This window comes from Paenibacillus sp. GCM10027629 (genome assembly GCF_042676425.1).
Classification (GTDB): domain Bacteria; phylum Bacillota; class Bacilli; order Paenibacillales; family Paenibacillaceae; genus Paenibacillus_K; species Paenibacillus_K terrigena.
Genome location: NZ_JBHTGZ010000021.1, coordinates 1 through 18,554 on the forward strand (window position 1 = coordinate 1; position 18,554 = coordinate 18,554).

At 45.7% G+C, this 18,554-nt stretch carries 22 protein-coding genes, 1 rRNA gene and 1 riboswitch; of the genes, 21 read left to right on the top strand and 2 right to left on the bottom strand.

Annotated elements, in window-relative coordinates; genetic code table 11:
* Positions 1-167: 167 nt before the first annotated feature.
* Positions 168-284: ribosomal RNA gene (gene rrf, locus ACFQZR_RS27715) — 5S ribosomal RNA — on the top strand.
* A gap of 88 nt (positions 285-372) precedes the next feature.
* Here the strand turns inward: rrf and ACFQZR_RS27720 are convergent.
* Positions 373-900 carry a hypothetical protein gene (locus tag ACFQZR_RS27720; RefSeq protein WP_379351551.1) on the bottom strand — a complete coding sequence of 176 codons (528 nt, stop codon included), beginning with the start codon at positions 898-900 and terminating at the stop codon, positions 373-375.
* A gap of 242 nt (positions 901-1,142) precedes the next feature.
* Between ACFQZR_RS27720 and ACFQZR_RS27725 the strand changes: the two genes are divergently transcribed.
* From ACFQZR_RS27725 to rsmI, 10 genes are all read left to right on the top strand, one after another.
* Positions 1,143-1,328, top strand: coding sequence for a sigma factor G inhibitor Gin (locus ACFQZR_RS27725; RefSeq protein ID WP_018759508.1), 186 nt, complete (start codon positions 1,143-1,145; stop codon positions 1,326-1,328).
* Positions 1,329-1,525: 197 nt separating this feature from the next.
* Entirely contained in the window at positions 1,526-3,061 is a 1,536-nt protein-coding gene (locus ACFQZR_RS27730) for an aminotransferase class I/II-fold pyridoxal phosphate-dependent enzyme (RefSeq protein WP_379351552.1), read from the top strand.
* A 14-nt stretch (positions 3,062-3,075) separates the two neighbouring features.
* Positions 3,076-3,777, top strand: coding sequence for a dTMP kinase (tmk, locus tag ACFQZR_RS27735; RefSeq protein WP_379351553.1), 702 nt, complete (start codon positions 3,076-3,078; stop codon positions 3,775-3,777).
* Between the two features lie 39 nt (positions 3,778-3,816).
* Positions 3,817-4,146 carry a cyclic-di-AMP receptor gene (locus tag ACFQZR_RS27740; protein ID WP_018759505.1) on the top strand — a complete coding sequence of 110 codons (330 nt, stop codon included), beginning with the start codon at positions 3,817-3,819 and terminating at the stop codon, positions 4,144-4,146.
* Positions 4,147-4,184: 38 nt separating this feature from the next.
* Entirely contained in the window at positions 4,185-4,628 is a 444-nt protein-coding gene (locus ACFQZR_RS27745; RefSeq protein ID WP_379351554.1) for a YaaR family protein, read from the top strand.
* A 30-nt stretch (positions 4,629-4,658) separates the two neighbouring features.
* On the top strand, positions 4,659-5,636 hold the full coding sequence (gene holB / locus ACFQZR_RS27750; protein ID WP_379351555.1) for a DNA polymerase III subunit delta': 978 nt from the start codon (positions 4,659-4,661) through the stop codon (positions 5,634-5,636).
* A gap of 1 nt (position 5,637) precedes the next feature.
* A complete protein-coding gene (locus tag ACFQZR_RS27755) occupies positions 5,638-6,438 on the top strand; it encodes a PSP1 domain-containing protein (RefSeq protein WP_314590624.1) in 801 nt (266 codons plus the stop codon).
* A 28-nt stretch (positions 6,439-6,466) separates the two neighbouring features.
* Entirely contained in the window at positions 6,467-6,871 is a 405-nt protein-coding gene (locus tag ACFQZR_RS27760) for an initiation-control protein YabA (RefSeq protein ID WP_379351556.1), read from the top strand.
* 57 nt (positions 6,872-6,928) lie between these two features.
* On the top strand, positions 6,929-7,696 hold the full coding sequence (locus ACFQZR_RS27765) for a tRNA1(Val) (adenine(37)-N6)-methyltransferase (protein ID WP_379351557.1): 768 nt from the start codon (positions 6,929-6,931) through the stop codon (positions 7,694-7,696).
* Positions 7,693-8,577 carry a 16S rRNA (cytidine(1402)-2'-O)-methyltransferase gene (rsmI, locus tag ACFQZR_RS27770; protein ID WP_379351558.1) on the top strand — a complete coding sequence of 295 codons (885 nt, stop codon included), beginning with the start codon at positions 7,693-7,695 and terminating at the stop codon, positions 8,575-8,577. Before ACFQZR_RS27765 ends, rsmI begins: the two co-directional genes overlap by 4 nt.
* Before the next feature lie 320 nt (positions 8,578-8,897).
* Here rsmI and ACFQZR_RS27775 read toward each other — a convergent pair whose 3' ends face one another.
* Positions 8,898-9,152: an AbrB/MazE/SpoVT family DNA-binding domain-containing protein gene (locus ACFQZR_RS27775; RefSeq protein ID WP_018759498.1), complete on the bottom strand. Its 255-nt coding sequence runs from the start codon at positions 9,150-9,152 to the stop codon at positions 8,898-8,900.
* A gap of 284 nt (positions 9,153-9,436) precedes the next feature.
* Between ACFQZR_RS27775 and ACFQZR_RS27780 the strand changes: the two genes are divergently transcribed.
* The 10 genes from ACFQZR_RS27780 to purR all read left to right on the top strand — a co-directional run bounded on the left by ACFQZR_RS27780 (position 9,437) and on the right by purR (position 18,553).
* Positions 9,437-10,732 carry an HD domain-containing protein gene (locus tag ACFQZR_RS27780; RefSeq protein ID WP_379351559.1) on the top strand — a complete coding sequence of 432 codons (1,296 nt, stop codon included), beginning with the start codon at positions 9,437-9,439 and terminating at the stop codon, positions 10,730-10,732.
* A gap of 50 nt (positions 10,733-10,782) precedes the next feature.
* A complete protein-coding gene (locus ACFQZR_RS27785; protein WP_379351560.1) occupies positions 10,783-11,550 on the top strand; it encodes a TatD family hydrolase in 768 nt (255 codons plus the stop codon).
* Positions 11,551-11,731: 181 nt separating this feature from the next.
* A riboswitch (cyclic di-AMP (ydaO/yuaA leader) is annotated at positions 11,732-11,918 on the top strand.
* A gap of 268 nt (positions 11,919-12,186) precedes the next feature.
* The gene (locus ACFQZR_RS27790; RefSeq protein WP_379351561.1) at positions 12,187-13,311 is read left to right on the top strand and encodes a resuscitation-promoting factor; all 1,125 of its coding nucleotides are present in this window, start codon (positions 12,187-12,189) and stop codon (positions 13,309-13,311) included.
* A 144-nt stretch (positions 13,312-13,455) separates the two neighbouring features.
* Complete coding sequence (rnmV, locus tag ACFQZR_RS27795) at positions 13,456-14,001, top strand: ribonuclease M5 (RefSeq protein ID WP_026264167.1); 546 nt, start codon at positions 13,456-13,458, stop codon at positions 13,999-14,001.
* A 5-nt stretch (positions 14,002-14,006) separates the two neighbouring features.
* Positions 14,007-14,909: a 16S rRNA (adenine(1518)-N(6)/adenine(1519)-N(6))-dimethyltransferase RsmA gene (rsmA, locus tag ACFQZR_RS27800; RefSeq protein ID WP_379351591.1), complete on the top strand. Its 903-nt coding sequence runs from the start codon at positions 14,007-14,009 to the stop codon at positions 14,907-14,909.
* Positions 14,910-15,015: 106 nt separating this feature from the next.
* On the top strand, positions 15,016-15,909 hold the full coding sequence (gene yabG, locus ACFQZR_RS27805) for a sporulation peptidase YabG (protein ID WP_379351562.1): 894 nt from the start codon (positions 15,016-15,018) through the stop codon (positions 15,907-15,909).
* A gap of 125 nt (positions 15,910-16,034) precedes the next feature.
* Positions 16,035-16,310: a biofilm formation stimulator Veg gene (gene veg / locus ACFQZR_RS27810; protein WP_018759491.1), complete on the top strand. Its 276-nt coding sequence runs from the start codon at positions 16,035-16,037 to the stop codon at positions 16,308-16,310.
* A 153-nt stretch (positions 16,311-16,463) separates the two neighbouring features.
* On the top strand, positions 16,464-16,637 hold the full coding sequence (locus tag ACFQZR_RS27815) for a small, acid-soluble spore protein, alpha/beta type (RefSeq protein WP_018759490.1): 174 nt from the start codon (positions 16,464-16,466) through the stop codon (positions 16,635-16,637).
* 143 nt (positions 16,638-16,780) lie between these two features.
* Positions 16,781-17,635, top strand: coding sequence for a 4-(cytidine 5'-diphospho)-2-C-methyl-D-erythritol kinase (gene ispE / locus ACFQZR_RS27820; RefSeq protein ID WP_379351592.1), 855 nt, complete (start codon positions 16,781-16,783; stop codon positions 17,633-17,635).
* Positions 17,636-17,719: 84 nt separating this feature from the next.
* Positions 17,720-18,553 carry a pur operon repressor gene (purR, locus tag ACFQZR_RS27825; RefSeq protein WP_379351563.1) on the top strand — a complete coding sequence of 278 codons (834 nt, stop codon included), beginning with the start codon at positions 17,720-17,722 and terminating at the stop codon, positions 18,551-18,553.
* Position 18,554 lies beyond the last annotated feature (1 nt).

Consider the following 18,554-nt stretch of genomic DNA (forward strand, 5'->3'; position numbering starts at 1 on the left):
AGCACAGCAATGTGTGGAGCTGACCAATACTAATCGGTCGAGGGCTTATCCTAAAACATAAAACGCAAATTTATTTCGCATCTGGTTTTCAGAGATCAAATATTAGCTAAGGCTGGATATTTATCCTGATGATTTTGATGGACGAGAAATCGTTCGGAAAAATCCTGTTTGGTGTCGATGGCGGAGGGGTTCCACGCGTACCCATCCCGAACACGACCGTTAAGCCCTCTAGCGCCGATGGTACTTGGACCGCAGGGTCCTGGGAGAGTAGGACGATGCCAAGCAGCTAAAGACCACTTTTGAGATTCATTTCTCGAAGGTGGTCTTTTTTTGTTTTATAGCCCAAGTGGGTGTGACAAGAAAAAAGCTCTATTACGCTTTGTAATAGAGCATTTCGCTATCCGTTAATTTGAATAGGCCGTGTTTTGGTTGTTTTCTGAAGCGTGTGAAAAGGAATTGCCTCGGAATGATCAGCCAGAGATGCCAGATGAGACTACTGGTTACGAACGAGATCGGGAACCAAGGATATAAGATCAAGCAGACGCAAAGGACTAGCCATGCGAGATGGCGATGTACACGGATAAAGATGCGATAGCCGATATATTGATCTGGAAGAAAGCCAATCCAAGGCAATACGCGGCGGAAACGCCATTTTTTACGAATGGGTTCTCCTGCGAGAAGAAGGACTGAACGGATCACCACAAAATGGATCCAGAGAACAAATAATAAAGCGATTGCACTGTATAGTAACCCAAGTGGTCCGGAGAGCAATGTCTCAAGTAGTAGGACAATGGGAACGATAGCGAGATAGAACTTAAGCACCAACTTATTGTAGACGACTTTCTGAATTAGGGTATATTGATAAAATGTTGCCTGTGTACTTGGGGGAGTGGGTGGCATTGTGTATTGTTCCTCCTTTGTGCCGAATAATATGATTTCTTCTACCCTCAATAAGGACCTTCTATGTTATATATCGGTAGACAAGCCCAAAAGATTTGCTCATCCAATTAAAACGTACAGACACCTAATTCGGTTTTGCCGCATAAAAATATAAAAACATTTGAAAACAACCTATGAAATCGGTTTAAAATACTAGATAACGTGCCATACTAATAGCAAAACAGGTTAAGGTGGGATTGTCGATGGAACATGTTCATGACAGCACCTGCATCATCTGCGGCGAGAAGAAGGAAGAAGGCATCGTCATTATATCTGAATTCATTTGTCTAGATTGCGAAGCCGAAATGGTGCATACAGATGTACAGGATGCAAAGTATCCGTTTTTTATTCATCAGCTAAAAAGAATTTTTATTTCAAATCATGTGTAATGCAAGATGAGTAATTTGTGAGGCTTTCGTTATGGCGAGGGCTTTTTTTGTTTTGGGTCCCCCGCAAATCACCTGATTGCTTGGAAGACAAGCATCAATTTGTGGGGTTATTTTGTTGTGTATGGGTAGATCTATATGTCTGTTGTGGATTTTACGGTAAAATAAAGAGGAGAACGTGTTGAAGGGATTACTCTACCATGCCATCATTAAATCATGAACGTGCACCGCTGTATGAGGCGCTGCTAGAATATCGAGAACGGAATAACCGCACTTTCCATGTACCTGGTCATAAGAATGGACAAGTCTACGAGAAAGAAGGACAGGATACGCAGCAGGTCCGCTCCGTCTATGAGGAACAAACCGTTCTCCGTCATCTCATGGCCTTAGATGTGACGGAGATAACGGGGACAGATGATCTTCATCAACCGACTGGGGTGATCCGGGAAGCGCAAGAGCTTGCTGCCGATTGTTTTGGGGCGAAGGAGACCTATTTCTTGGTGAATGGGAGCACCGTCGGCAATCTAGCCTTGATCCTCGCTTGTTGCACGGAGCCGGGCGACGTGCTGATCGTTCAGCGCAACGTGCATAAATCTATATTGCACGGCTTGATGCTGGCGGGCGCGCACGCGGTGTTCGTGACACCGCAGCTGGACGCGCAGAGCGGTCTGCCCACGGCGCCTACCGTCGCTGCAATAACGGAGGCGCTTGAACGCTACCCAGCCGCAAGAGGGGTGCTGCTATGCAGCCCGAACTATTACGGCATGGGGGTGGATTTGCACGCCATGGCAAAAGCCGTGCATGCGCAAGGCAAGCCACTGCTCATTGATGAGGCGCACGGCGCTCATTACGGATTACATCCGGATCTGCCTGTATCAGCGATCCAATGCGGAGCAGACGGTGTGGTGCAGTCTACGCACAAGATGCTGTCATCGCTTACGATGAGCGCCATGCTCCATGTCCAAGGGGATCGGTTGGATCGAGGGCTGATTCAACAGCGTCTAGCAATGCTGCAGAGCTCGAGTCCATCCTACCCGCTCATGGCTTCGCTGGACGTGAGTCGTCGTTGGATTCATATCCAAGGCGCTGATGCTTTTACACGAGGCTTAGAAGCAGTCGATTGGTTCCGCAGCAATATGAAGCTCCTGCCGAACTTTACACTGTTGACGTCCCCTTCCCAAGGTGAAGAAGAAGCTGCTTATGTTACGCTTGATCCGTTTAAAGTTACTGTCAGTGATCGAACGGGTCAATACAGCGGCTACGAGCTACAAGAAATGCTTGAAGAGCTCGGCTGTGTGCCTGAAATGTCGGATGTTAGGCATGTTGTATTTGTATTTAGCTTAGGTTCAACGATGGAAGATGCCAAGGCGTTATTCCATGCTTTAGAACAAATATATCAAAGAAATATGGAAGCTAGGGATAGCCAGATACCGAGTTGTGAGAATCATACGGAGATATTAAGTAATACGTCCATGCTTGTATCCGAGCCTATTCCATTCCGTCTGCAACCACTAGCGGCTAATGCATGGGATACCGTACCGTTAGAGCAAGCTGTACATCGTCAAGTTGCCGAAATGGTCATCCCTTATCCGCCTGGTATTCCACTGCTCTATCCGGGTGAGTATATTACTGAAGAAATGATTCGAACCTTGCAACAGCTGTCTCAACAAGGGGCGAAGTGCCAAGGGGTTTACGATTCGACACTTAAGACGCTTCGCGTATTAAGAAATGAATGAAGAGAGGCTTAGACATGCAATCTAAACAAACTTTTACACCTCAACAACAACAGAAAGGACACCCTTATGCGGGTCGCTTCATCACCTTAGAAGGTGGAGAAGGATCTGGTAAGACGTCCGCGATTCATTATATTGAGCAATATTATCAAGAACAAGGCATCCCGGTCATGCTAACGCGTGAACCAGGCGGGATTGCGATCTCGGAGAAGATTCGAGCTCTGATCCTGGATCCTGCCCATACGGAGATGGATGGCCGGACAGAAGCCCTTCTCTATGCAGCAGCTCGCCGCCAGCATCTTGTGGAGAAGGTAATCCCAGCGCTTCAGCAAGGGACGATCGTGATCTGTGACCGGTTTATCGATAGCAGTCTAGCCTATCAGGGACATGCTAGGGGATTGGGGATGGATGAGGTATGGTCCATCAATCAATTTGCGATTGGTGATGTGATGCCGGATTTGACCCTCTATCTGGATATTGAACCTGAGATCGGGCTCGCTCGCATTCAAGCGAATGCACAACGTGAAGTGAATCGGCTGGATCTAGAGCAATTAAGTTTTCACCTAAAGGTCCGAGAAGGCTATAATATAGTAGCGGCACAATTCCCGGAACGGATTCATAAGGTGGATGCAAGCCTGTCGTTACCGGAAGTTGCAGGGCAGATCTTACAGATCCTATCCGCATCACAAGAGGATTTTTCACCCTCTGTGTCAAATTAATATAGAGGGTATTTAGTCAAATGTTAAGGAGGCGTTATTATGAAACTTGTCATTGCCATCGTGCAGGATAAAGACAGCAACCGTCTATCGAATGCGTTAGTCAAACATAATTTCCGTGCTACTAAACTTGCAAGTACGGGCGGATTTCTACGTGCAGGGAATACCACATTTATGATCGGTGTGGAAGACGAACAAGTGGAAGACGTGTTAGCTGTCATTCGTACGAATTGTAAGATCCGCGACCAACTGGTTACACCGGTATCGCCGATGAGCGGTACGACAGAGTCATATTTACCGCTTCCGGTTGAGGTTCAGGTAGGCGGAGCAACGGTATTCGTGATGCCAGTCGACCGCTTTGAACATTTCTAGACCATTCTGAAGTTGACCATAGAGAGTTGGGTTACAGTATGAAGATTAATCCAGGATTTCGACCGCTAGGACAGGAATTAAAATTGACGGACAATGCCTCGAAACAGATTGGCCAGAAAAATTTCTCTGATTTTATGTTCCAACAAGATCAGCAGGCTTCGAAAGAAGAACTTAATCAACGTATCCAGCAAATCCACCAACAAGGTGATCGACTTGCGAAATCGATGACTGTGAGAGAATTATATCTCTATCGAACAATGGTCAAACGATTCTTAGAAGATACGGTGCGCCGAGGACTTGGAATTAAAGATGCCCGTGGCTGGGATCGAAGAGGCCGTGGCAAACGATATAAATTATTAGAAGAAATTGATTCGACACTGATTGCGATGGCAGAGGAGCTGTTGAACAGTGAAGAAGGAAAAATCGAATTACTGAATAAGATCGGTGAGGTTCGGGGGATGTTAATTAATTATTGCTTCTAGAAGCGATAATGATGTGAAAGTGAGGCTATTATGTCTTTTCAAGATATTATCGGCCAAGTGCGCGCCAAGCAAATACTGCAGAATGAATTGCGGAATGACACCGTTTCTCATGCGTATCTATTCGCCGGGCCGAGAGGCTCGGGCCGACGGCAAATGGCGCTGACACTGGCCAAATCATTGTTTTGTACGGAACGAGAAGGGGATTGCTGCGATCAATGTCTGGAATGCCGGAAGATTGATCATCAGAACCATCCGGATGTTCATGTGATACGTCCCGATGGATCATCGATCAAAATTGAGCAAATTCGCGCCTTACAACGTGAATTTGCTTACCGTACCGGGGACGGCAACCGTAAAGTATATATTATGGAACAAGCCGATCTAATGACGGTTCAAGCTGCGAATAGTCTGCTAAAATTTCTAGAGGAACCTTTGTCACCTGTAGTGGCTATTCTAATCACTGAGAATGGACAAGCGATGTTGCCCACCATACAGTCGCGAGCGCAATGGATTCCATTCACCCCAATGGATCCGGAGACGATGCTGCAGGTATTAGTACAAGAAGGATTTGCACAGACAACAGCACGATGTGTCGTGCATCTTGCTTCAGGGCTAGATGCATGTAGAGAAATTATCCAACAGAATTGGTTTGCAGAAATTCGAAATGTAATGTTACAATTAGGTAAGGATTGTCTAAATCAGATGAACACGGCGATGGTGACGGCGCATCAGCAGCTGTTCAAGACACCGCTAGCAGAGCATCTGGACACTCTAATGAGTTTATTCCTGCTTTGGTTTAAAGATATGATTCATTATCAGGTCAACCGAACAGAAAGTATTATTTTCATAGATCAGCTGGAATCGATCAGCAAATATGCGTTTACTCGCGACGCGGAATCGTGGGTACGCTGTATGGAGCTGACGACGGACATGCAGAAGCGTCTGCGCGCGAATGTGAATCCGCAGTTAGCTTTTGAACAATTCCTAGTTGGAGTACAGGGGGGTTAGTGTGTACAACGTGGTGGGTGTCCGTTTCAAGAAAGCGGGCAAAATCTATTATTTCGATCCATTAGATCTGCCGGTCGAGAGAGATCAGCATGTGATTGTGGAGACGGTACGCGGCGTAGAATACGGCAAGGTTGTCATTGGTCCGAAAAGCGTGGGCGAGTCAGATGTCGTCTTACCGCTTAAGAAAGTGATTCGGATCGCAGATGATAACGATGCACGTATTGTTGAAGAGAACAAATTTGCAGCAAGAAATGCGCTCACAACGTGTTTAGATAAAATCCGAGATCATCAATTGAAGATGAAATTGGTGGACGTCGAGTTCACGTTCGATCGGAATAAAATTATTTTCTATTTTACAGCCGAAGGGCGCGTTGATTTTAGAGAATTGGTCAAGGATTTAGCGAGCATTTTTCGGACAAGGATTGAACTTCGTCAGATCGGTGTTCGTGATGAAGCGAAGATGCTGGGCGGTATTGGCCCATGCGGACGTATTCTATGTTGTTCTTCCTGGCTTGGAGATTTTGAGCCGGTCTCAATCAAGATGGCTAAAGACCAGAACTTATCCTTAAATCCAACGAAAATATCCGGTTTATGCGGACGCCTCATGTGTTGCTTGAAATTTGAGCATGATAACTATGAAAGTGTGAAGGAAGAACTTCCAAGCACGGGTAAAATCGTTATTACTTCATACGGTGAAGGAAAAGTCGTAGGTATCAATGCTGGTGAGCGTACAGTTCACGTTCAAATATTTGATTTGGGTAAAGTGAAAGAGCTTCCTTTTGATGATGTTGTGGTAAAATAAGTACAATTGATTGCTCTGGGGTGGGAACTTGGAGAAAAAAGAGATTTTCACACAAATTCATAATATTGAATCACAAGCAGGGAACCTGCATGAGCAATTGGGTGAACTGAAGCTTGTGGTTAAGCAGTTATTAGAAGAGAACAAACGGTTAAGTATGGAGAATCAGCAGCTGAGGCGCGTGCTTCGGCGTGAGTCCATGCCACAAGAACAACACGAACCTGCTGAGGCTGTGAATCAAGCTGTTGCCAAGTCGTCGAAAGTTCCGGTAATTCATCCGGAAGCGATGGCGAATGCAGCTAGTGCGATTGTCGGTGAAGGCCATGATAATTTGGCGCGTTTGTATCACGAAGGTTTTCATATTTGTAACGTATATTACGGACATTTGCGGACCGAAGGCGATTGCCTGTTCTGTCTGTCATTTTTGAATAAATAACGACCGTAGGTAGACTCTGCCTACGGTTTTTTTTAATTGATCCGAGGAAAGGAACGTATGAATGTCATGGAAGAACTAAAATTACAGCCATCGGAGCGGGTGGATGATCTATTAACGCATGAACTTCGAATCATCCAGAGTGATGAAGTATTCAGCTTCTCGATGGATGCTGTCTTATTAGCGCGGTTCGCCTCGATTCCGAAACGGGGGCGTATTCTTGACTTGTGTACAGGCAATGGTGTCGTTCCACTCATTCTCTCTACACGGACAGAAGCACAGATTGATGGGGTGGAAATTCAATCCCGTCTGCATGATATGGCCAGTCGAAGTGTTAAAATGAATGGGCTGGAGGAGAGAATTCGCATCGTTCAAGGGGATTTGAAGACGTATTATCAAGAAGTTGGATATGAAATCTACGATGCCATTACCGTTAATCCTCCTTATATGAAGATGCTAACGGGGGAGCATAAGCTCAATAGCCATCAAGCGATGGCAAGGCATGAGCTTGGTTGTACGTTAGAAGATGTCATTGTCGCATGCAAGAGGCTGATTCGGACGGGTGGGAAGGTCTCGATGGTTCACAGGCCGTCTAGACTTGGCGAAATCGTGAGTATGATGCGGGAGCATAAGCTTGAACCGAAGCGGATACGTTTTGTACATTCACGAATCGACCAAGAAGCGAATATGGTGCTCATCGAAGCGATTCGTGATGGCAAACCAGACCTTCGGTTATTACCACCACTCATTGTCTATAATGAGAACAATGAATATTGCGAAGAGTTATTGCAAATCTATTATGGGCCTAAAGTGGGGAGAGACAAATGACTTGGAATTTACAGAAAAGCTTTCAGAGAGGATCTGAACCGCAAGCAGGTACATTATATTTGGTGGCAACGCCAATTGGTAACTTGGAAGATATGACGTATCGTGCCGTACGCACGCTGCAAGAGGTCGATGTGATTGCCGCAGAAGACACCCGTCAGAGCCGCAAGCTGCTCACACACTTTGAGATTCCGTCCAAGACGTTATTCAGCTATCATGAGCATAACAAGCATGCCAGTGGTCCAGAGCTGATACGTTATTTAATAGAAGGAAAAAATATTGCCTTGGTCAGCGATGCCGGTCTACCCGCGATTTCAGATCCTGGGACGGATCTTGTAGCGTTGGCGATTGAGAACAGTATCTCGGTCGTACCGATACCAGGTGCCAATGCAGCGCTATCGGCTTTGATCGTATCGGGACTGCCTACAGAACGGTTTACCTTTATCGGGTTCTTACCTCGGGATAAGAAGTCGGTTGAACAGGTCTTGGAATCTCTTCGCATGTCTGAAGGGACATTATTGTTCTATGAATCACCCCATCGTGTGTCGAAGACATTAGAGCATATGCACCGGGTACTCGGAAATCGCCGAATTGTGATGGCCAGAGAGCTGACGAAGAGATATGAAGAGTTCGCGCGTGGAACCATTGAAGAATGCCTCGCATGGCTTGAGGAGCATCCGCCGCAAGGGGAATACTGTCTCGTGCTAGAGCCTTCCGATGGCTCGGCATCTGCCGATCAGACGGTTTGGTGGGAGTCCCTGTCAATTGAGGCGCATGTTGCGCATTATGAGGAGCGTAACGGGGGCAATCGCAAAGAAGCCATGAAACAAGCCGCCGCAGATCGCAATGTATCGAGAAGGGACATTTATAACTCTCTCTTATAAGTGAAGGGCTATAGCATTAAGTTTTATTTCAATAAAGGTTCAAAATCGGCTTATCAGCATCAAGAAGGTTGATTGAAACTGAAGAAGGAGAAGCGGAGTTTAGGCAAAACCTAAATGAGCATCGGACTTCGAAGTTGAAAGCAAGATTCGACGTCGAAACAAACCTCCCGAATCACATCATGATCATAAGCCGATTTTGAACTTCCATATATGGAGAAAAAAAATATACCTTCTGGGCAGGTTAGGCCGCGGAAGGTACCAAGGAGATATAAAAAGGTTAGAATTAATAAGTTTGGTAAATCTATTATATACTAATTTTTTTATTTTGTCACAGGTGTTGGGATATCTGATAAGCATTCGTGACAAATTATTTTTCCCTTAAAGTATGTAACGTTCTCGGCATTACCACAGAAAATACAGGCAGGCTCGTATTTTTTAAGCATAATACGCTCACCATCAACATAAATCTCAAGCGCGTCTTTTTCCCCAATGCCTAATGTGCGGCGTAGTTCAATCGGAATAACGACGCGACCCAACTCATCAACTTTTCTTACAATGCCCGTACTTTTCATCATTTTGTTATTGCTCCTCTCACCAATTAAAGAATCGACAAATGTCGACATAGTTCTATGTTTTTCATGAATATAATAGTACCAAGCATTCCCAAAATAGTCAACCTATAAAATCAATGCTAGACCTAGCAATATATGGGCTGCTACTAGTTGTAGATAAATAAAGGGAAGACAGGTTTTTGGGTCTGAAAGTCTACGAAAATGAATTGGAAAAATAAAACTGACACGATTCGACAAAATCTATAGTTGTGCGACTTTATTCTAGTTCTATAGGGAGGGAAAGATATATGTACAGTTTACAATTACAAGAAGAAAAGGTATTTAAAGACCCAGTACATAAATATATTCATGTGCAGGATCAGACCATTTGGGACTTGATCAATGCCAAAGAATTTCAGCGATTACGCCGCATACGGCAGTTAGGAACGTCTTATTTAACCTTTCACGGGGCGGAGCATAGCCGATTCTCGCACTCCTTGGGCGTGTATGAGATTACGCGCAGGATTATTTCGCAATTCGAACGAAGCGGGTATTCAGATTGGCCGCAGGAAGAGCGGCTGCTTGCACTGTGTGCAGCGCTGCTTCATGATCTTGGCCATGGACCGTTCTCACATTCGATTGAAGAGGCGTTTCAGATGCATCATGAAGATTGGACTTGTCGAATCATTCGAGAGAACTCGGAAATCCATGAGGTTCTACGGCGAATATCGGATGACTTCCCTGAGCGGGTTGCATCTGTTATTCAGAAGACGTACGATAAACCTATTGTTGTTCACCTTGTATCCAGTGCACTTGATGCGGACCGTATGGACTATTTACTTCGAGATGCGTATTTTACCGGTGTGAATTACGGGACATTCGACATGGACCGCATTCTTCGGGTGTTAAGACCTTATCGGGGCCGCATTGTTGTGAAAGAGAGCGGTATGCATGCGATCGAGGATTATTTGATGTCGAGATACCAGATGTACTGGCAGGTTTATTTCCATCCCGTGACACGCAGCTCTGAAATTATCCTGCGACAAATTTTCAAACGGGCACAAGAATTGTATGACAACGAATATTCGTTCCAATTCATGCTGGAGCCATTGCCTTCTTTATTTGAAGGAAAAATTTCAATGGAGCAATATATACGCCTCGATGAGGCTTTAATTCAGACAGTATTTATGCAGTGGACGCAGGAGCAAGATGAGATCCTTGCGGATCTGTGCGATCGGTTCATGGAGCGTAAATTATATAAATATGTCACGTTAGATCACTTGGATGATCAGCAGAAAGATAAGATACATGAGCAATTCGTACATGCAGGGTTAAATCCAGCCTACGATCTGGAAATTGACTCGCCAACGGACTTATCCTATTCGATTTATCGCTCAGGAGAACATCCGATGGGCAAGCAGATTGTGCTCTTGAATCATCATGAACAGCTTCGGGAAATTTCCGAAGTATCCGAAATTGTGCGTTCAATCAGCGGCATTCGCAAAGGCAAATTCCGTTTGTATTTTCCTGAAAATAAACTACGCGCCGTTGCCCACCTGCTTGATCGGGAAATTTCTAAATTATTCGATATGCCAACGACATAATCAAGGACAAAAGATATCAAATTAAGACATTAGAAGGAGATTATGAACTGATGTTATTCGACACACATACGCATTTAGACGCAGTACAATTCGACGAAGATCGGGAGGAAGTCATTGCAAGAGCGCTGGAGCAAGGCGTTACGCAGATGATTAATATCGGGTTTAACCGTGAGACGATCCCGACGACCATGAAATTGGCGGAAAGCTATGATTTTATCTATGCTGCTGTAGGCTGGCACCCGCAAGATGCGATTACGATGCAGCCTGGTGACCTCGAGTGGATTGAAAAGTTATGTGCACATGAGAAGGTTGTTGCGATTGGTGAGATCGGACTGGACTACTACTGGGATACCTCACCAAAGGATGTGCAGCATCGCGTATTCCGTGAACAAATTCGGTTAGCAAAGCGTCTTGATATGCCGATCGTTATTCATAATCGGGATGCGCACGAGGATGTCGTTCGCATTTTGCGCGAAGAGCATGCTGAGGAATGTGGAGGCGTAATGCACTGTTTCTCCGGCAGCTGGGAAATTGCCAAGCAATGCCTAGATTTGGGGTTCTATATTTCATTTGGTGGCCCCATTACATTCAAGAATGCAAGGGTTCCCAAAGAGGTGCTCGCGAACGTTCCGAATGACCGATTTTTGATCGAAACAGACTCGCCATATTTGACGCCGCACCCCTATCGCGGGAAGCGAAATGAGACAGGTTATGTACGTCTTGTCGCGGAGGCAGCAGCGGAAATAAAAGGGCTGAATTTGGAAGAAGTTGCTAAAATTACGATGAAAAATGCCCAAGCCTGTTTCCACTTAGGATGAAAAACGGTGAAAAACGCATGAAAAACTTAATAAACGGGTGAAATAGGTAGTTTTCATCTCAAAAATCGAAGAATATTACAAAATTTTAACCATTAATATCTAAAAATGAGTTTGATGCCTTCTTTACAAGCATGGAGCATTCAGAGTATGATTCAAATCAGAGTTTGAATATTGTTCCATCCATTTTGTATCGCTGAGTCTCCAAATTGGAGAGCGGGGGAACCGATATGGACCTTCTCAGGAGGGTTCGTAATTGATTTCTTAATGGGGTGAATAGAGGGCTTCTCGCCATGAGCGGGATAGCAATCTTAGGGCGACTCTCACGTCCGAATCCGACAGCTAACCTCGTAAGCGTGCAGGGAGAGGTACCCTCGTGCGGCCATCAACTATTGTTTCCAACAGGAAGCCACGAAAGAGACCCTCTTTACGCTAGGCTTCTTTTCTTTTGAATAAAGTTGAGTAGGACGTCATACTGTTACAGAACAGGAGGTGGGGGGACGTACCTAACAGAGGATGGTGTACAGCTGTCACATGCAGGTTGATGCGGCCGTTGTGCAAAAATACAGTATATAGTCTTCGTCAATTTATGATCATGCTTAACACCTGACGGCGGGACTATGAAGGAGGTCTGAAGACGTGGGCGTTTTCCAAACTGAGGAATCCCATGGTACACGATCATCCAGCATGTCTTTCGCATTGCGATGGATGCATGAAAACGTGCGTTTGATATCACTCGTGGCTCTACTGTCACTCGCGATGACTTTCATGTTAATGGTGGTGCTGAATGTTTACGCCAAGAAGGATATTTCTCTGGTCGTAGACGGACAACATATCCAGGTCGAAACGACAAACACAGTATTACAGCACCTACTGGATGAACAAGCTATACAAGTCGGCGCATACGACAAGCTGTCGATGCCGCTCCAATCGGAGCTTAAGGATGGTGACAGCGTTGAAATTTGGCGTGCGGTTCCCGTTCTTGTCACAGCAGATGGTCAGACAAAAAACTTGTTTACGACCGAAAAAACAGTCAAAGAAGTACTCGCAGCTGCGAATATACCAATATCTGAAGACGATAAAATTACACCTGCGCTGAATACACCGATTTCGAACAAACTGGATATTAAGATTACACGCGTCAGTACGAAGTTGGTAAATCGCGAAGTATCGATTCCTTTTGAATTCGTCAAAAAACCCGATGCAACGCTCCTGCAAGGCAAACAGAAGCTAATCCAAGACGGAAAGTCTGGACTTGTTGTTCAGAAGATTGAGAAGGTCTTCGAAGATGGCAAGTTGGTTTCGATCAAAATGGTTGATAAGGCCTATAAATCCAAGGCAACACACAAGATCGTTGCTTATGGTACAAAGAAACCTGAGGCTAAAGTCCGAACTTTGTCTGCTAGTGGACCAGGGGTTGCGAAAATTCATAGCCTTGGTAAAGAAGTGAAATATGCAAAAGTGCTGAAAAATGTAACGTTAACCGCCTATTCTTCGGAAGAAGATGGCATTGGAACGCGGACGGCTTCAGGCACGACCGTAACCGAAGGGCGCACAATCGCTGTAGATAAGGACGTCATTCCGATTGGTTGGTGGGTATACATCGAAGGAGTCGGATTTAGACGAGCGGAAGATACAGGTGGCGCTATTAAGGGCAATAAGATTGACGTGTATATTCAATCCCTAAAGACAGCGAATAAATTCGGCCGTAAGAAGGGGCATACCGTCTATGTGATTGGACCGGTCAAACCGTCGGCGAGCTAATGAGGGTCGTAATTCTAGGCCATGCTTCATTTGCCAATCGTGTATTAATCATATAGTATTATCCATAACAATATGCCATGATAAGAAGAGGGAAACCTCTTCTTTTTGTATTTTGCGGAAGAAAAGAAAGGAAGCGGATTGTACATGATTAAGGAAGTCATCGTGGTCGAAGGGAAAGACGATACCACGGCCATTCGGCGGGCTGTAGAGGCCGATACGATCGAGACCGGGGGGTCTGCCATTAACAATGCGATATTAAAGCGTATTGCGCTGGCTCAGGAGCGTCGAGGCGTAATCATTCTGACAGATCCGGATCATGCCGGGGAACGTATTCGCAAGATTATATCGAATCGTATCCCGGGCTGCAAGCACGCTTTCTTGAAGGAAGCGGATGCCACCTACAAAGGGGACATCGGTGTAGAGAACGCATCGCCAGAAGCAATCCGGTATGCGCTGGATCATCTACGAACGGAATATGAGAAGAATGAACAGCTCATCGATTGGGGTGATCTGATGGATGCAGGACTAATTACCCATCCGAATGCAGCGAGTCGCAGAAGGGCGATGGGGGATATACTTGGGATTGGCATGTGCAACGGAAAGCAGTTCTATAAACGGTGCGGCATGTTCCAGATAAGCCGAGAAGAGTTCTTGGCCGCGTTAGAGCAAATTGAAAATGAAGGGCTGTAGAAATGATGAAAGAAATCAATTCAGCTGGGGCACGCATCGATATTGCGACGCCGAAGCGGACGAAAGATATTATTGGAAAGCATGGATTTTCATTTAAGAAAAGTCTAGGTCAGAATTTTCTGATTGATATGAATATATTGAACAAAATTGTAGATGCTGCAGAACTTGATGAGACCATGGGGGCTCTTGAGATTGGACCTGGGATCGGAGCGCTGACAGAACGTCTTGCGCAGACGGCAGCAGAAGTGACAGCAGTAGAGATCGATACACGATTGATTCCGATTCTGGAAGAGGTACTTGCACCTTATCCGAATGTAGGCGTCGTTCATGGAGACGTGCTGAAAGTGGATTTGAAGCAAATTTTCGAGGAGCGGTTCTCTAAGGTAAGCAAAGTCAGTGTCGTAGCGAATCTTCCTTACTATGTTACGACGCCCATTCTTATGAAGCTACTCGAAGAACGTCTACCGCTGCAAAATATTGTGGTGATGATCCAGAAGGAAGTGGCGGACCGGATGGCTGCTCGCCCAGGTGGGAAAGACTACGGCAGTCTAAGTGTAGCAGTCCAATATTATTGCGAGCCAGAGCTGGTATGTACGGTACCGCATACGGTGTTCATTCCACAGCCGAACGTGGAGTCTGCTGTGATTAAGTTGAAGGTGCGGGATACACCGCCAGTTCAGGTCGCAGACGAAGCCCATTTCTTCCAAGTAGTACAAGCCTCGTTCGCGCAGCGACGGAAGACGATTGCGAATAACTTAAAGGCGAGATTCTTCAATGAAGGCGGCCGTGAGGCGCTGGAAGCCGCGTTACAGGAAGCGGGTATTGAACCTCAGCGCCGAGGCGAAACGCTAAGTATCGCTGAATTTGCGCGTCTTAGCGACGTATTGTTGGCAGCAGGACGGGTATAACCGCTAAAATCCGGTTGATTGCAGGAAATCGATGTGGATTCGAACAGAAGATAGACACCAATCCATGGGCACCTCCATACGATAGACAGAAGAGGTGATTTGGGCCATGAAGCAAGGAGATCTTGTCGTTCGAAAATCGTATGGCGGAGACGTCACATTTCGCATCGAGGCATTTATGAAAGATTTAGTGATTATCAAGGGGATTGACTTTCGTCTATTGGCGGATGCTCCCACGAATGATTTGATGCCTGTAACCGAGGGGAAACCTCTACACTATAAAGAAGAGCAGGCGTTTATTCGTGCGAAGGAATCGACTCGGCTTCTGGAACAGCATAGACGCGTGCAGACCGAGCGGAACCAGGCAGATTTGAATCAGAAAATGATGAACCACCAACCTTACTTTGAAGTACCCGGCAAAGTGCTCCACTTGGACGGGGATCCGAATTATTTAAAGAAGAGTCTAGATTTGTACAATCAACTGCGGGTCCCAGCCGAAGGCCATTACGTGACAGAAGCAAACATGGCTGACGTCCTCTACCGACTGCTTCCCCGTGTAAATCCGGATATCGTTGTCATTACCGGACATGACGGCGTCTATAGGCATTTGAAGAATCGTGATTTGTACAGCTTATCCAGTTATAAGAACTCTCAGAATTTCGTGAATGCCATCAAAACGGCACGGCAATATGAACGGAATTTCGATGTATTGAATATCGTTGCAGGGGCATGTCAGTCGCATTTCGAAGCACTGCTCCAAGCAGGTGCGAACTTCGCAAGCTCACCGGGACGTATTCTCATCCATGCGCTAGATCCGGTGTATGTTGCAGCGAAGGCATCTTTTACACCGATCCGGGAGACGATAAATATTGTGGAAGTTCTCTCCCAGACGATTACGGGAACCGACGGTATGGGTGGTATTGAGACGCGGGGAAGTTATCGAATCGGTCTTCCGAAACTTCGAGACTTAACTAATTTGGACATTGTTCCGTCGATTCCGTGAATAATTTTCGAAATTTAACAAATTTTCCGTTGACAACTTCAAATAATCGTTGATATAATATTCAGTTATTTGACATCACCCCTTGAATTGGTTATAATGGACAAGGAAAGAGGTGGTAGTTGACAATGGCTAAAAATGCGCTGTTGGAAATTAAACGTAGCCTAGAAGCCCATGTCGGGCGAAAAATTATGCTGCGAGCAAACGGTGGTCGCCGAAAGACCATTGAACGTACCGGTGTACTTGAAGAAACCTACCCATCTGTTTTCATTGTTAAACTTGACCAGGACCAGAACGCATTTAAGCGTGTTTCATACAGTTACGCCGACATTTTGACGGAATCTGTGGAATTATCGGTATGCGAGGACGATGGCCAAGTGCGCATCACATATATCCAGAATTAAGGCTTTTGTAGTAAGCATCACGGCAGCCCTTCGGGGCTGTCTTTTTTCATGGAGTGATAAGTGAGTATGATCTGGATAGGGAACAGCCATACTAACGATAAGGGCAGCGAATACACTCCAGTCATAAATACATCCCTTAAAGGAGGACCTGAGATGAGCCGCAGAAGAAGTGTCATGTCAGATCAATTGAAAGTTGAGCTTGCAAAGGACCTCGGGTTTTATGAGACAGTCCAGAATGAAGGTTGGGCCAACATCCGAGCCAAGGATGCAGGAAATATGGTTAAACGCGCCATCCAATTGGCTGAACAAGCCGCATCAAGAAAATAATCATCATGAGCGAAGGATGTCCGACACAGGTGGCGTTCTTCGCTTTTTATTTCCTGTGACGGCTTCAAATGACTTCAATATATGATTCTGATATAATATGTTAAGTTCCTAGAACGTTCGATCAGATAAAGTAGGTGAAGACCGTGAAAGTATATGAGAAAGCGCCAGCCAAGATCAATTTATTGCTGGACGTGTTACATAAAAGAGAAGACGGTTACCATGAAGTTGAGATGATTATGACGATGGTCGATCTCGCAGATCGTCTCGAGATGGAGGAATTGCCTCGCGACACGATTATTATATCGAGTCAAGCGGGTTATATTCCGCTTGATGAGAAGAACCTTGCCTTTCAAGCTGCGAAGCTTATTAAGAATCGCTATGACGTCAAGCAGGGTGTCTATATCCACCTGGATAAGAAGATCCCGGTGGCTGCAGGTCTTGCAGGGGGAAGCAGTGATGCAGCAGCAACACTGCGTGGATTGAATCGCCTCTGGAAGCTGAATATTCCGGATCATGAACTTCAGGAGTTGGGTGCTGAGCTGGGCTCAGATGTTCCTTTCTGCGTGACGGGAGGTACGGCGATTGCTCGAGGTCGTGGCGAGAAATTAGAAATGATCCCGAATCCGCCGCAATGTTGGGTGATTCTAGCAAAGCCGCCGATCAATGTCTCTACTGCTGATGTCTATGGACGGTTTCGGGTAGACAAGTTGAACGGCCACCCGTCCATGGCGGATATGATCTCTGCGATCGAAAATCAGCAGTTCCACGATGTGTGCGGACAACTTGGCAATGTGCTCGAAGATGTTACCTTATCGCTATACCCTGAAGTACACCAGTTGAAGGATGCAATGATGAAGCTGGGAGCGGATGGGGTATTGATGTCAGGCAGCGGACCGACAGTCTTCGGCCTTGTATCGAAGGAATCCAAAGTGGCGAGAATCTATAATGGACTTAGAGGATTCTGCAAAGAAGTATATGCTGTTCGTATGCTCACATAATTAAATGAAGGAAATGTTGGTAAAATCCGTACAAAAATGATATATTTTCGATATAATATTCGGATTTAACAGAGGGGGAGTAGAATGAAAAAGTTAAAGAGAAGCGCCCGTCTGGTGGAAATGACACAGTTTTTGCTACATCGTCCCCATACATTAATACCGCTCACGACTTTTGCTGAGCGCTACAATGCAGCGAAATCATCGATCAGTGAGGATCTAGTAATCATTAAGGAAGTGTTCGAAGAAGAGGGCATGGGAGATCTCCTTACGCTCGCTGGAGCGGCAGGCGGTGTGAAGTTTATTCCGCGCATGCCGAAATCTATTTCTTTGCCTATCATTGAAGAATTGTCTCGCAAGCTAGAGGAGCCTGATCGGATCTTGCCGGGCGGCTACTTGTATATGACGGACCTTTTGGGGCAACCTGCTTTAATGAATGAGGTTGGTAAAATGTTCGCAGCGGCTTTTGCGGATGCTCAGATCGATGTGGTCATGACGGTGGAGACGAAAGGGATCCCGCTCGCTTACGCAACGGCTGCCCAGCTCAATCTTCCCGTGGTACTCGTTCGACGTGACCATCAGGTAACAGAAGGCTCTGCCGTAAGCATTAACTATGTATCGGGCTCCAATAAGAGCATTCATACGATGACGCTAGCACGTAGAGCACTCAAAGAGAAATCACGTGTACTGATTATTGATGACTTCATGAAAGCAGGCGGGACCGTTCAAGGAATGATTGATCTGCTGCATGAATTCGAAGCCGTTGTTGCAGGTGTGGGCGTTCTCGTTGAGTCTGGTGAACTAGAGAGCAATGAACGACTGCTGAATGATTATTATTCGCTTGCGAAGTTAACACATATTGATTTCAAGACCAAACAAATCTCAGTCGAACCTGGTAATTATTTCGGAGAGGAAGCGTGAT